The sequence below is a fragment of the Pseudomonas sp. NFPP07 genome, assembly GCF_900115645.1.
In the GTDB taxonomy this organism is placed as follows: Bacteria; Pseudomonadota; Gammaproteobacteria; order Pseudomonadales; family Pseudomonadaceae; genus Aquipseudomonas; species Aquipseudomonas chlororaphis.
In genome coordinates, this window is sequence record NZ_FOXG01000003.1 from 1 (window position 1) to 14,142 (window position 14,142).

At 61.5% G+C, this 14,142-nt stretch carries 12 protein-coding genes and 2 pseudogenes; 4 read left to right on the forward strand and 10 right to left on the reverse strand.

All coding sequences use genetic code 11. The features are described from left to right. The 3 genes and pseudogenes from BM019_RS08130 to BM019_RS08140 all read left to right on the forward strand — a co-directional run. On the forward strand, positions 1–917 hold a 917-nt coding region (locus tag BM019_RS08130; RefSeq protein ID WP_092418015.1), incomplete at its 5' end, for a hypothetical protein. Then, complete coding sequence (locus BM019_RS08135) at positions 898–1,476, forward strand: hypothetical protein (protein ID WP_092418016.1); 579 nt, start codon at positions 898–900, stop codon at positions 1,474–1,476. The genes BM019_RS08130 and BM019_RS08135, both read left to right, overlap by 20 nt. Before the next feature lie 146 nt (positions 1,477–1,622). Continuing rightward, positions 1,623–2,743: pseudogene (locus tag BM019_RS08140) on the forward strand (IS3 family transposase); the annotation flags it as partial. A gap of 125 nt (positions 2,744–2,868) precedes the next feature. Here BM019_RS08140 and BM019_RS08145 read toward each other — a convergent pair. The 10 genes and pseudogenes from BM019_RS08145 to BM019_RS08190 form a co-directional block, all read right to left on the reverse strand. Next, positions 2,869–3,507 (reverse strand): hypothetical protein, encoded by a 639-nt coding sequence (locus tag BM019_RS08145; protein ID WP_092418017.1) that lies wholly within the window; start codon positions 3,505–3,507, stop codon positions 2,869–2,871. Positions 3,508–3,684: 177 nt separating this feature from the next. Beyond that, positions 3,685–3,987: pseudogene (locus BM019_RS30990) on the reverse strand (DEAD/DEAH box helicase); the annotation flags it as partial. Between the two features lie 154 nt (positions 3,988–4,141). Next, positions 4,142–5,419, reverse strand: a complete 1,278-nt coding sequence (mtr, locus tag BM019_RS08155) for a tryptophan permease (protein WP_092418018.1) — start codon at positions 5,417–5,419, stop codon at positions 4,142–4,144. Positions 5,420–5,518: 99 nt separating this feature from the next. Next, a complete protein-coding gene (locus BM019_RS08160) occupies positions 5,519–6,862 on the reverse strand; it encodes an amidase family protein (RefSeq protein WP_092418019.1) in 1,344 nt (447 codons plus the stop codon). A 36-nt stretch (positions 6,863–6,898) separates the two neighbouring features. Then, entirely contained in the window at positions 6,899–8,608 is a 1,710-nt protein-coding gene (locus BM019_RS08165; protein WP_085530105.1) for an NAD(P)/FAD-dependent oxidoreductase, read from the reverse strand. 18 nt (positions 8,609–8,626) lie between these two features. Continuing rightward, positions 8,627–9,097 carry an aromatic-ring-hydroxylating dioxygenase subunit beta gene (locus tag BM019_RS08170; protein ID WP_009042645.1) on the reverse strand — a complete coding sequence of 157 codons (471 nt, stop codon included), beginning with the start codon at positions 9,095–9,097 and terminating at the stop codon, positions 8,627–8,629. Then, on the reverse strand, positions 9,090–10,391 hold the full coding sequence (locus tag BM019_RS08175) for an aromatic ring-hydroxylating dioxygenase subunit alpha (RefSeq protein WP_087089003.1): 1,302 nt from the start codon (positions 10,389–10,391) through the stop codon (positions 9,090–9,092). Before BM019_RS08175 ends, BM019_RS08170 begins: the two co-directional genes overlap by 8 nt. Positions 10,392–10,404: 13 nt before the next feature. Continuing rightward, the gene (locus BM019_RS08180; protein ID WP_092418020.1) at positions 10,405–11,352 is read right to left on the reverse strand and encodes a PDR/VanB family oxidoreductase; all 948 of its coding nucleotides are present in this window, start codon (positions 11,350–11,352) and stop codon (positions 10,405–10,407) included. Positions 11,353–11,366: 14 nt separating this feature from the next. Next, positions 11,367–11,768, reverse strand: coding sequence for a hypothetical protein (locus tag BM019_RS08185; RefSeq protein ID WP_062823307.1), 402 nt, complete (start codon positions 11,766–11,768; stop codon positions 11,367–11,369). Next, entirely contained in the window at positions 11,749–13,116 is a 1,368-nt protein-coding gene (locus tag BM019_RS08190) for an MFS transporter (protein WP_007920621.1), read from the reverse strand. Before BM019_RS08190 ends, BM019_RS08185 begins: the two co-directional genes overlap by 20 nt. Positions 13,117–13,234: 118 nt before the next feature. Between BM019_RS08190 and BM019_RS08195 the strand changes: the two genes are divergently transcribed. Next, positions 13,235–14,122 carry a LysR family transcriptional regulator gene (locus BM019_RS08195; protein ID WP_009042649.1) on the forward strand — a complete coding sequence of 296 codons (888 nt, stop codon included), beginning with the start codon at positions 13,235–13,237 and terminating at the stop codon, positions 14,120–14,122. Positions 14,123–14,142: the final 20 nt, after the last annotated feature.

Consider the following 14,142-nt stretch of genomic DNA (forward strand, 5'->3'; position numbering starts at 1 on the left):
CTGAGCTGTTGGCCGATCCACAACTGGAGCAGCGCGCCTTGCTCTCGGGCGCTCTGGTGCAACCTGGCAGTTCGTCCTTAACAACCCCGAAGGAGCCGTTGACTCCCGAGCTAATCGCAGTCGCCGGCAGCCAGCACGACACAAGCTCGGGCAACCAAATGATGTTCATCGGCCAAGCTGTGCGCGAACTGGCCGAATTCAAGCGCAGCAAGCCCGCCCTGGCGCGGACGCTGGTAGTGTTCACCCCGTCATACAGCGAAGCAATGCTCAGTGCGGCACGTGAATCCGCTGATGCCTATGATGCTGGCTTTATTGGCGTAACCAACGTTCAGGAACTGATCGACTACATGAACCAGGGCAAGGACCGCAAGCAATCACCCATCCAACACCTATCGCTGTTCAGCCACGGCGTGCCGCATCGGATCGCCTTCGGCTATCAGCTCGCCGGCGACTTCCAAATGTCCCTGGACGTACTGAGCTACGAGAAGATTTCACCTTCGGCGTTTGCCAGTTCGGCGCAGATCGACAGCTACGCCTGTAGGACCGGCATGGGCAATCGGTCAGACTTCCCCGTCGAAGATGGTATCCAGTTCTTTGCGCAGACTAATGAGAGCCTGGCGCAGTTGATGGCCAATCACCTGCAGATCAAGGTGCATGCCTTTGTTCGACGTTCAGATTACAAGAACACCTGGGGGTCGTTCGAGGAGCGGCAGTTGGGCAAGCTGTGTGGCATCAGCAATAACGCCGCACCTGGGGAAGAGTGGTGCAGGAAGTGGGGGACACTGAAAGATGAACGAAAGGAAAGCCAGGACATACTGAAGTTCACCTATCAAACCATGGGGGCTATCAACCCTGTAATTTCAGGCGACACGCCCATTGGCATACCAGGAGGTCATTTTGAGTTTCTACCGAAGTAAGCCCTTCTGGATCGCAATAGCCATTTTCTCACCGCTACTACTGGTCGCGAGTTACTACGGGTTCAAATTGATGACGAGCATATACAAGACGGATTTTGGCAACGGTGTGGTGATCTATGCCGACGATTATGTAAAAACCGGTCGCTGGGTGTTTGACTGTGAATACTCACGGTTGATCAGTCGAGAACCGCTGCCTGTACCGCTATCTGAGTTGGAGAATGCTGGAAAACTCACCATCGGCAACATGTTCTTTTTGAAAGACTCGGACAAGGAGCCAGCGAAGGAGGCGCTGAGGGCCATAACGGGCATACGAGATTGGTACAAGAGTCTGCGTTATCTTTACTCCAGCTTGGATGAATATAGTGATCTCAACACTCATGTTTTTGACTTGCTCGCTAAACATGATGGCCGGCAGTGGGCCTTGAGAGTGCGCCAGAACGTAGATTACAGAGGAGAGTCAAGCTTCAAAGTAACCGCAGAGCCCTACGATTCCGAAACCTACGTGGACTATGCTAAGGCACTTCAGGCTGCTGCCAAGAGCTGTCCTGTTCCACAGTAAAGGCATCAGTCGCCATGGATCTCCCTGTTGCCTTGCCGGTAGGCATTCGACGAAACCGATCCTCATGGCCTTTAGAGGCCATGAGGATCGCGACAAGCACCTCCCTCCTTACAAGTCCTGCGGCTGCTTTGTAGTGGTCAACTAATCCCGGGCAAAGCGTCTCGGTGGTGGCCCGGCGCAATGGCATCAACCCCAACCAACTGTTCCACTGGCGCAAGCTCTACCAGGACGGCAGCCTCTCGGCGGTCAGTGCCGGTGAAGCGGTGGTGCCCGCTTCCGAGCTGGCCGATGCCCTCAAGCAGATCCGCGAACTGCAACGGATGCTGGGCAAGAAGACCATGGAGGCCGAGATCCTCAAGGAAGCGGTGGAGATCGCCCGCTCGCGAAAATGGATTGCGCACTCACCCTTGTTGCCGGGGGACGACCAATGAAGGCGGTCAGTGAAAGTCTCGGTGTAGCGCGCTCGCAATTGACGGCTCGATGCAAGCAACCCACGGGCGAAAAGAGAGTTCGTCGTCGCAGGGTCTCCCGCGATGCGGCACTGCTCGAACAGATCAAGCTGGCGGTCGGCGAGTTGCCTAGCTATGGCTACCGGCGGGTCTGGGGTCTGTTGCGTCGGCAGCATGAACAGCAGGCCCTGCCACCGGTCAATGTGAAACGGGTTTACCGCGTCATGCGGGACCACGATCTGCTGCTGGAACGGCGGCGCAAACAGCCGGGTGTGGCTCGGCGTCACGAAGGTCGTGTGGCCGTGGACACGAGTAACACCCGCTGGTGTTCGGATGGCTTCGAGTTCCGCTGCGAGGATGGCGAAAAGCTGCGCGTGACCTTCGCCCTGGACTGCTGTGACCGCGAAGCCATCAGCTGGGTGGCCAGTCCCCACGGCTACAGTGGCGACGATGTCCGCGACGTGATGCTGGAAGCCATCGAGCACCGTTTCGGCGGTGAACTGCCTGCGTCGCCGGTGCAATGGCTAAGCGACAACGGCTCGGCCTATACCGCCGAGCAGACCCGCGCCTTTGCCCGGCAGATCGGCCTGCTGCCGTTGACAACCCCGGTGTGCAGTCCGCAGAGCAACGGCATGGCCGAGAGCTTCGTGAAGACCATGAAGCGCGACTACATCCGCCACATGCCCAAACCCGATCGAGCAACGGCCCTACGCAACCTGGCCATCGCCTTCGAGCATTACAACGAGGAACATCCGCATAGCGCCCTGAAATATCGCTCACCTCGGGAGTTCAGGCGCTTGGCTGAGGCATCAACTTAACGGGGTACCGGTGTCCGGTTTGATAGGGGCAAGTCCACCGATTGCCTGCGATGGCCATGCAGTCAAAGGAAAATCAAACGTCAGATCGGGTCGTTCTACCAATGCAGCTACGGGTCAAAGGAAAATCAAGGCAAAGGAGCTGCGTTGACGGTGTTCCAGCCCGATGGTGTTTTGGCACACACCTGCGGTCTTAGCGGAGTTTCAATGGTGGTATTGGCCTGAGTGGAGAGTTGGCGAACGGCAATCACGCAGCCTGCCTTGAACGTGCTGACTTTTATAATTTGAAGTTCCATTTCATAGTCTTTACCGGGCTCGGGGATGAGCGTGACGGGCGCGGGAAAGCAGGATATTTGCGAACCACCCATGGCGAACCCTGCAATAAAGGGTTTACCGGCTGGGATGACATGCTCGTCAAACACCTTGGGCGAATGATTGATGGCTTTGCTCGCTTTGCTGGCAGGCATGCCAATCACGCTGTTCTGGCTGTCTGTTGCCCGAAAAGGGTAGAGACCCGCCGAGTCGACATGCGCTGTTTGCCATCCGGCTTCTTCAGGCGTTTTGGTCAGCAGCGACTCGTTGTAAAACATCTCGCAGGTCTGGCCACTGATGAAGCCTGCATTGGAGGTATCACCTGTGATCAGGCGGACGCGAGCTGTGTTGGCCGGATCATATTGGCTTATTTGTGCTTCGTTACGAACGTCGGTTTTAGTAGTGGCGCAGCCGATAAGGGTCAAGCTGACGGCCAGTGGAAAGAGTAAACGCATGGGAACCTTCACATCCTGGAATGGTTGGTGGCCGCAACCATACTATGAAGGGGCCGTACTCGCCCACTTGCCAAATGCCGCGCAGGAGTGCCGCTGACTGAACAGCGGGAAGACAAGCCTGTTGTGAGCTGCATGATATCCGCAAAAAAGAAAGGCCACTCAAAGGTGGCCTGAAAATCATGTAGCAATCAATTGTCTGGCAAGTGCCATCTCCACTGAATCACCATCCTGGTTCAATGAATCGAGACCCGACTCAGGAACGTCTCCCGACGTGCTTTGAGCCACGGCAATTTTCTTGGCCATCAGTTGCAGACAGGTAATCTGCGAACTGTCGGCATAGACAAAGAAAACGACCCGCACAGGTTGCTTCTGCCCGATCCGTCACAACCGTCGCGCCGCCTGCTGCAGGGTGTACACGTTGTAACCCGTATGCAGGAACACAATGGTCGGAAAGTCGAGTAGATCCAGCCCGGTCTTTACCGTAAACGTCCGAACTACGCCGCCTTGCAACTCAAACCTTAACCCTAATGCTCCGCGTATAGGGTGACGCCGCGTTACCCATAACGCCTTATATGTGAAATCGGGGGGCACTTTGACGAGGAACCCCCTTTTTTGCCTGGGCCGAGGCCGGCAGCTAACGCCAGACCGGCAGCAGGTCGAAGCTGAACAGCAGGTGGGCCAGGGCGTTGGCCAGGCCGAACAGCAGCACCAGGACGATCATCGGCGTGCCACCCCAGACCCGGTACAGCGGGCTGGCGAAGCGCTTGCGCGAGGCGCGGGCGAGCAGGGCCGGGGTGATCACCGCCCAGACGGTCGCCGCCAGGCCGGCAAAACCGATGGCGAGGATGAAGCCTTTCGGCCAGATCAGCGCACAGCCGATCGGTGGGGCGAAGGTGGCCAGCGCGCTTTTCAGGCGGCCTTGGGGGCTGTCGTCGAAGCCCAGGGAGTCGGCGATGTAGTCGAACAACCCCAGGGTGACGCCGAGGAACGAACAGGCCACGGCAAAGTTGGAGAACAGGGTCAGCAGCAGGTCGACCCGGGCGCTGTCGAGCATGCTGCCCAGGGCGCTGATCAGCACATCGATGGTGCCGCCCTGGCGGGCGATGTCCTTGAACTGCTCGCGGGACAGGGTGCCCATGGTGCAGAGCATCCACACCGTGTACAGGACCAGGGCGATCAGGGTGCCGATCAGCAGGCAGTTGCGGATGCGCTGCGGGTCCTTGCCGTAGTGCTTCATCAGGCTCGGCACGTTGCCGTGAAAGCCGAAGGAGGTCAGGCAGAACGGCAGGGTCATGAACAGATAGGGCAGGTAGTCCGGCTGTGGGTTGCCGCGATCGAGCAAAACCTGTGGCTGCACCTGGCCGAGCAGGCCGCCGAAGGTCAGGAAGAAGGCGAGGATCTTGGCGCCGAACACCAGGGTGGTGATGCGGCTGACCGCCGCGGTGCTGAGCCAGACCACCAGGGCCACCGCCAGGGCGAACAGCAGGCCGCCGTTGCGCGAGGAAATCTCCAGGCCCAGGGTGTGGGCGGTATGACGGATCACCGAGCCGCTGGCCGAGATGTAGGCATAGGTCAGGATGTACAGGACGAACACCAGGGTGGCGCCGTTGAACAGGTTCCAGCGCCGGCCGATCAGGTCACGGGTGATGGTCGAGAAACTCGCCCCCGGCCGGTAGTTGAGGTTGGCTTCGAGAATCATCAGCCCCGAGTGCAGGGTGCAGAACCACGACAGCGCCAGCACCGCGAGGGAACCTTGGAACCACAGGCCCGACATCATCACCGGCAGCGAGAACATGCCCGCTCCGACAATGGTGCCGCCGATGATCATGGCGCCGCCGATGACCGAAGGCCGGCGTTCGTCGACCGTGCAGTGGGAGGTTGAAGGGGATGAAGCGATGGACGTACCGCGCATGGCAAGGCCTGCAATGAAATTGTTATTGGAGGTAGCGAGGGGGGCGCCTCGGATGTGCGGAAAACCGGCAGGCCGGCTCCCGCGCACCCGGGCGCTGAATCAGCGCAGAGCCAGCAGGCGACTCAGTTGCTGGGCCATCTGTAGCAACTGGTGGTCCTGCCCGGGCAAGGCGTCGAACGACAGCCCGACCGGCAGGCTGCCCGGCTCGGCCACCGGCACGCTGACACTCGGCGCCGCCAGGTTGCTGGCCGGGTCGGTGTTGCGCACGAAACGCTCGAAATGCTCCTGGGCGCCGCTGTCGCTCAGTAGCGGCGCGGTGCAGCTGACGGTCGGGTAGGCGATCAGGTCCAGCCGATGCTGCTGGAACAGCCCGGCGTATTCGCGATCCAGGCGGATCTTGCTCATCAGGGCCTGCACGTAGTCCTCGTAGGAAATGGCCGGGCTCTCCAACTGCGCCATCAGGGTCTTCTTGATCTGCGGGTCGCGGATCTGCGCCAGGATCTCGAGGAACCGCTCGCCACAGCCGGCCTTCAGCAGGAAGCGCGGGAAGTCGATGAAGAACTCGAAGATCGGCAGCGGGAACTGGATGCTTTCGTTGATCTCGCCGATCAGGCGGTCGTCCACCGGCACCATGTCCACGCCCTGATCGGCCAGGCAATCGATCGCCGCGCGGCAGTCGCTGTGCACCTTGGTCTCCAGCTCGGACCAGAAGAACCGCTGGGGAATGCCGATGCGCAGGCGCTTGGGCTCGGTCGGCGCGGCAAAGGACGCGCCGGTCAGATGCCGATGGACGAACAGCGCGTCTTCCAGGCTGCGGGTCAGCAGGCCCGGTGAGTCCTTGGTCTGGGACACCGGGACGATGCCGTCGCCAGGGTAGACCCCGGTGCTCGGCCGGAAGCCCACCACGCCGCAGAAGGCCGCGGGAATCCGCACCGAGCCGCCGGTGTCGGTGCCCACCGCGCACGGCACCAGGCCGGCGGCCACGGCCGCGGCACAACCGCCGCTGCTGCCACCGGCGCTGTGTTGCAGGTGGCGCGGGTTGACCACCGCGCCGTAGCTCAGGTTGGCCGAGGTCACGCCGAACGACAGCTCGTGCATATTGTTCTTGCCGGCGACCCGCGCGCCCAGCGCCCTGAAGCGCCGGACGATGCCGGCGTCCGCGGCCGGGTGGTAGTCGGCCAGGCCAGGGGTGCCGGCGGTGGTCGCCAGGCCACTGACATTGATGTTGTCCTTGAACGAAACCGGGATGCCGTAGAGCGGCGCCTGGCGCTGCTCGGGCGTGCCGGTGTCGCCGCTGAACGCCTGCGCGGCGAAGCTGATGAAGCTGTTCAGGTGCCCGGCGTCGGCGTATTGCTCGAGCAGCGCGCGGTGCCAGGAATCCAGGCAGAGGCTGCCCTGGCGAAACCCGTCAACGAGCGCTTCGATCGAATGCTGGCTGTACATGAAAAAGTCTCAACGAAAGTCGGTAGGGGCCTGGGCTCAGCAATAGCGGAAGTGCGATTGCAGATCGAACAGCGGGTTGCCTTCGAGCAGTTCGCCGCCGAGGCTGGCGATCACCGCACAGGCGCCGTTCAGGGCGGTCTGCACCGCGCCTTCGGCCCAGCCGCCGGTAAACGAACTGCCGCAGCCGGCCAGGTACAGGCCGGTGTCCTGCTGCGGGTCGAGGGCGGTCTTGAACTGATAGAACAGGCGCTGGGAGTACAGGTCGTCGCCCGGGAAGTTCAGCTTGAAGGCGCCCAGGGCCTGCTTGTCGGTGAGCCAGTCGTATTCCAGTACGTAACGCTGGTAGTCGCCGTCCAGCGGCACCAGGTGGCTAGCGAACTGCGGCGCGCTCATCGCCAGTTCGTCCACCAGGCGCTTGCAGCGCTGGACCTTGTCGGTCATCGAAACCATTTTGTGCGAGTCGTCTTCCCAGGTGTAACTGATCAGTACCACGCCCCAGGAGTCCGGGTCCTGCGGGGCGTAGTCCAGGCAGTAGACGCCCTTGACCAGGGTGTCGGTCTGGATGTTCTGCGCCAGGCCATGTTTGAGCCAGAACTTGTCGCGGGTCAGGATGAACAGCTTGGACGAGCCGACCATGTGGGTTTCGTTGATCGCCCGGGCCACGTCGCGATTGACGAACTGCTCGGCCTGGGTGAGGCGCATGTTGACTTGCAGGGCGCGGGTGGTGGCGGTGGTGATCACCCGGTCGCAGCCATAGGTTTCACCGTTGCAGCCTTGCAACAGGATCTGCCCGTCGGCGCCCTTGCTGATGGATTCGATGCGCGTGCGGCAGATCCGGTCGCGCAGGGCGATGCCATGGAATTCCTCGTCGGCGATTCGCTCCCAGAGGGTGGAAATGCCATTGGGCACCAGCCGCTGGTTGACCTCGAAGGCGTTGATCACCAGCCGCAGGATCTCGGTGAACGAGGCCCGGTACACCGACTGGAACCCACCCGAGCCGATGCCCAGGGAACCGAACAGGTGGAAGTCTTCCGGCTTGCGCCAGCGCTTGCCGCCCGGCGGGTTGTTCGAGGTGAAGATCTGCACCATGGCCGAGTAGAAAGAGTGGTCGCCAAAGCAGTCCAGGTAGCGTTGCCACTCCGGCTGCACTTCGGCGTATTGCTGCTTTTCCAGCAGGTCGGTGAGTAGCAGCGGCGGCGCCAGGAAGGTGCCGTCGTCCAGGCGCACGCCCTCCTTGAGAAAGGCGTTCCAGCCCTGGTGCACGGTGTTGAAGATCGGCGGTGGATTTTCCCCGGCCGGCCAATGGTGGGTTTCGCCGCGGTAGTGGATTTCGGTGTCGACCACGCCGGGGTCGGGGAAGGCCTCGGTGGTGCCGATGCCGAAGCGGTCCAGGTAATGGAACAGGCCGACTTCGCTCGGCGGGAAGCGCATGGCGCCCATCTCGGCGATGAACTGCGGTTGGGTTTCGTCGAAGCACTGGGTCAGGAAACGCCCGCCAAGGTGGTCTTTCGAGGCTTCGAACAGGGTGATGCGGGTGGCGCCGGCGCGCAGCAGTTCATAGGCCGCGATCAGGCCGCTGAGGCCGGCGCCGACGATGCCGACGTGCTTGTCGGCGATCGCCGGCGGCAGGTGACCGATGGCCTGGGTGGCACGGCGCAGGAACTGCCCATAGTCGTACAACAGATCGATGTTGGGGAACGAGCGGGTGCCTTGGGTTTCTTCGAAACCGGAGTGGGAGGAGTTCACAGGTAAGGGTCTCGGAAATCAGATGATGAGCTGCAGGCTTTCAAACGCGCGGGAAGGGTTGAGCAGGAGGACTTTCTTGCGCTGGATCTTCCACTGGCCGGCGAGGCACAGCAGTTGGTGTTCCACGGTCACCGGGTAATGCCATTCGCTGTCGCCCCGGGCTTCGCAATACAGCATGGGGGTCCGGCAATGGGCACTCAGGCCATCCGCATCGAGGCTGATCGTTGGCCTTTGGGCAATATGCAGGCCGCGGCTCTTGGGCTGCTGCGAGAAGTTGCGGGCACTGGCCAGGCGGTTGATGCGCAAGGTGGTGAGGAAGCGGTCCTCATACAGCAGCGAGGATTCGCGCAACGGGCAGGGTTGGTCGTGGCGCAGCGGAATCCAGTAGTGGAAGTCGTCGCACAGCAACTGTTGCCAGGCGTCGAAATCCTGTTGGTCGAGAAGCGCGATCTCTTGGTAGATCAGCTGTTCGAGGGGCGAGTTATCCATGGGCGGTCGATCCGTCTGGGGCCTGCATCAGTTGCTGCCAGGTGTTGTAGAAGTTGCGCATGGCCCGTTCGCTGGTGCCGGACACCACCTGGGTCTGCTCAAAGGCTTCGCCCGGTTCGAACAGGCGGGCGACATTCACCCAGTCGTTGGCCTGGCTGCGCAGCCCGTCCATGGCCCGCTCGTACATCTCCACGTCGTCGTGGGCGACCATCGAGCATGGCGAGTTGATCAGGTTGTTGTACTGCACGGTTCTTTCCAGCAACTGCACCGGCGCGCCCACCAGTTCGAAGATCCACGACTCGACCACGGTTTCGCTGGCCGAGATCGGGCGGATCACCCGCAGGGTCTGGATCGGTCCCTTGACCATCAGGTTGGGGAAATACACGGTGTTGTGCCGGGTGTCGTCGAGGATCGCCGCGGCCTGGGTTTCGCCGTAGCTCTCGACCATCAGTTCCCAGTAACCGGGAATGCTCGAATAGGCCTTGTGGATCGAGTTGCTGACGCCGGTATGACCGTGGCCGTTGGGCCAGGTACGGATGCCCATGGCGCTGAAGAACTCGTAGGACGCCATGAACGGCGAGAACAGTTCCACGGCCATCGGCGGCTGGCCGTCATGCCCGGTTTCCTTCCACAGGCGAATGGCTTCGCCGGCCGAGGATTCGTGGGCGACCATCGGGTGGCAGGTGTCGGTCTGGTTGTCGACCACCATCTTCCAGTTGCAGCGATGGCGGTGCAGCAAGGGCTGGCCGATGGCACGCAACTGCCCCTGGGGCGAGCGCATGACCATGTTGTCCAGGGTCGACAGCGAGTCGCCGAAGAACTCGCTGAAGCCGACGCCTTGCTCCTTGAGGCGCACGAACACGAAGCCCCGGTAGTTCTCCACCGCGGCCACCGGCTGCATGCCCTTGTGGGCGGCGCAGCTGCTGAGGTCGCAGTCGTCGTATTCTTTTTTCACCGGGATGCTCAGCAGCTGGCCGTCGGTCTTGAAGGTCCAGGCGTGGTACGGGCAGCGGATGAACCGGCCGACATTGCCTTGCGGCTCGGCCAGCACTTTCACGCCCTTGTGCGGGCAGCGGTTGTGCAGCACGACGATCTCGCCGTTTTTCTGCCGGACCATGGCCAGCGGTTGGCCGGCGATCTCGCCGGTGAAGAAGTCGCCGGTTTCCGGGACCAGGCTTTCATGGCCCAGGTAGCACCAGCTGGCGGCGAATACCTGTTGTTGTTCTCGCTCGAAGAGCGACGGATCAAGGAACAGCGTGCGATGCACTTCCTTGCCGTTGAAGTAGTTGTCCAACGAGGTTCTCTCTTTAGATGACCAGTTTCAGGCTTGGGCTTTTGGCCCGGGATACGCAGGGGTAGATCTTGTTGCTGCAGGCGGCCTGCTGCGGACTCATGATGAAATCGCGGTGATCGACTTCACCTTCCAGCACGTCCAGCTCGCACACTCCGCATTCGCCGCGACGGCAGTCATAGAGCGGCTCCAGGCCGGCCTCTTCGAGGGCGTCGAGCAGGGACTGGCCGGGCTGCACCCGCAGGTCGACGCCGGAGTCCGCGGCGTGCACGGCGAAGCCGGGGTCATCCTCGGCCAGGCAGGTGTTGAAGACTTCGAAGTGGATGCGCTCGCGGGGAAACCCCAGGCTCTGGGCATGGCTGAACACGTCGTTGAGCATGGCTTGCGGGCCGCATACATACAGGCGGTCCCGGGGTTGCAACTGGCCCAGCACCGCGGCCACCGACGGGCGCCCTTCGGCCGAGTCGGAGCAGTGCAGGCTCAGGCTGTCCTGCAACAGCTCGCGCATCTGCGCGGCATAGGCGGCGTCGCCCGCGCTCTTGGCGAAATAGTGCAGCCGCGCCGGGCGCTGTTGGGCTCGCAGATGCCGGAGGATGCCAGTCAACGGTGTGATGCCGATGCCGCCGGCGAGGGCGATGTCGGCGCCGTCGCCGTCGTCCAGCTGGTAGTCGAAGGCATTGAACGGGCCGTCCAGCCGTACCGGGTCGCCGGCCTTCAACTGGCGGATATAAGCGCTGCTGGGCGAGTCGGGGTTCAGGCGGATGGCGAACACCAGGCTGCCCGGGGGCAGCTCATGTTCGGCCAGCTCGACCCGGGAGTAGTGACGCCATTGCTCGAGCGTGGGAATCCACCATTTGAAGTGGGCCCCGGCGGTGGTCTCGCAGGGAGCCGGGACAAGAGGCGCCAGAGTGATTTCCTTGATGCTTGGCGAGAGCATCAGGCACTGGGTGATCTGGTAATTCATGGGGTGACTCGCTGTCAGCTTAACGGTGTTTCATGCAGGTACAGCCACTGGGCCGAGTGCTCATGGATGCGGATCACCACCACCGAGAGGCGCGAGGTTTCCTTCTGGTCCAGGCGATGGGTTTCCTTGTAGCGGATCGCCGCGCTGTGGCCTTCGTGCCACACGGTGTGCAGGTCGCTGACGAGGATTTCCAGGCCGGGGCGGGCACCGACGGCGCCGCGGAACATCTGTTCGACCTGTGCGCGGCTGACGATGGCGCCCGCGGTGGTGACCATGCTGAAGTGCTCGGCGAAGGCCGGCAGCAGGCGGTCGATGGCGGCGGCGCCGTTGCCGTCCTGGTCGGTGAAGACCGCGTGGATCAAGTCGTGGACCGCATGGATGCTGTGTTTGGCCTGTTCAACGATTGTGTTGTGCATGACATTCCTTTTGCGTGGTCAGGTTGCTCATCTGCAACAGGGGTAACAGACCCATCACCGCCGCGATGACGAAGGTCAGGTGATAGGCCGGGGTAGACGCCAGGCGGGCGAGCAGCAGGTTGTAGATCATCAGGAACAGCGCGGCGCCGATGCTGAAGGACATCTGCCGGTTGATGTTCCAGATCACGCTGCCCTTGTGGGTATCGGCACCTTCGAAATCCATCAGCGAAGTGGTTTGCGCGGTGTTGGCGCCGATGCCGCCGCCGATGCCCATCAGGCAGTAGGCGATGACGATGATCGGCAGGTCGGCGGCGCTGTCGACCAGGTACAGGGTGGCGATGCCGGCGCTGTGCAGGAGCATGCCGAGGGTGAACAGGCGCCGGGCGCCGAAGCGGTTGTAGACCCGGCCGCAGACCAGCATGGCGATGAAGGCGCCGCTGGCGTAGAGGATCATGAACATGCCGGTCAGCTGGGCGCTGAAGTGCAGGCTGTTCTGCAGGAAGAAGATGCTCAGCAGGTTGACCCCGGTGAACACTCCGGGAATCGCGTAATAGATGAAGATCGAGGTACTGAGCTTCTTGCTCTTGAGCAGGCTCAACTCGACGATGGCGTTGTCGCAGCGGCGGTAGTGCAGGACATACAGCACCACGCAGGTGACCCCCAGCATCAGGCAGCTCAGGGCGGCCAGCGGCGGGTAGTCGCCGCCGTACAGCGACATGCCCATCAGCAGGCTGCCCAGGGCCGCGCTGACCAGCAGCAGGCCCTTGATGTCCGGGCGCGCCAGGCTGGCGGGCCGGGCTTCCTTGATCCACAGCCAGGACAGGGCGGCGGCGATCAGCGAGAACGGAATATTGCTGTGGAACACCCAGCGCCAGGAGCTGCTGTCGACGATCACGCCGCCGATGGTCGGCGAAATGGCCGGGGCGATCAGGGCGACGGCCATCACCAGGGTGGAGATCTTGGCCCGCTGCGGGCCCTGGAACAGGTTGAAGGTCAGGGCCTGGCCCACCGGGATCAGCAGGCCGCCGCCGATGCCCTGGACGAAACGCCAGATCACCAGTTCATGGAAGCTGCCGGCCATCCCGCACATCCACACGGCGGTGCTGAACACCAGCATCGAGGCGGTGAGGGTTTCGCGGCTGCCAAAACGTCCGGCCAGCCAGGTGCTCACCGGAATGATCAGGGTCAGGCCGAGAATATAGGCATTGGCCACCCAGGCCACGGATGAAGTCGAGACGTGCATCTCATGGGCAATACTCGGTAAAGCCACGGCCGACATGAATATGTTTATACAGTCGATAAAGAATCCGATGAGGAATATAAGAGCCACTTTGTAGCGATAAGTCATATGATCTCCCTTTTGCGGCGGGATCATAGGAGCGATAGACCGAGGGTGTCGATACGCCTATACTTGAAACATTGTTTGGTGGAATTTGACAATGATTTACAACACGGTGAGCTATAACATGCACACGCATCTAAATCGCGTCCAGACATTCCTGGCGGTTGTCGATTTCGGTTCCTATACCAAGGCGGCCAACTACCTGTGCATCAGCAAAGCCATGGCCAGCCTGCATGTCAAGGCGCTCGAGGAAGTTTTGTCGGCGACCCTGTTGATCCGCAATACCCGCAATATATCCCTGACGGAAATAGGCCAGGACTTTTATAACGAGTTCAAGGGGATTGTCGCGGATATCGACAATGCCTTCGAGAATGTCCTGCATGGGCATAATCGTATTTCTGGAAAGTTGCGTTTCAGTTCAACTAGTGAATATGGCGAGCGGTATATACTGCCGATCATTTCCAAGTTCACCGAGCGTTATCCGGAGATCCGTCTTTGTTATAACTTCAACTCTTCGTTGAATGATCTGGTGGCGGAAAAACTCGACCTGGTGATCCGCCTGGGCAACCTCGCCGACTCGGCTTTCAAGAGCCGCAAGCTGGCCGATTACGACATCGTCCTGGTGGCCAGCCCGGACTTTCTGGCGCGTCATCCGGTGGGCGAGCCACAGGACCTGAACAACGTGCCGTGGATCGCCAACAGCAACCTGCAAGGGCCGACCAACTGGACCCTGAGCCACCCGCAACGGGGCCAGGTCGAAGTCAGCGGGCCCAATCATTTCGAATCCAATTCCTCCACCGCCATTCGCGCCATGACCCTGTCGTCCCTCGGGGTGTCGGTACTGCCCGGCTGGGTGGTCGAGGACGACCTGGCCAGCGGCCGGCTGGTGCGCCTGCTGCCCGACTACGCCTTGCCTTCGCAGTCGGTGAACGTGGTGTTTCCCAACAGTTCGCACCTGCCGCACAAGTCGCGGGCGTTCATTGATTTCCTGTTGCTGCACCTGGGGCAGTGATCGGCGATACTCGGCGCGTT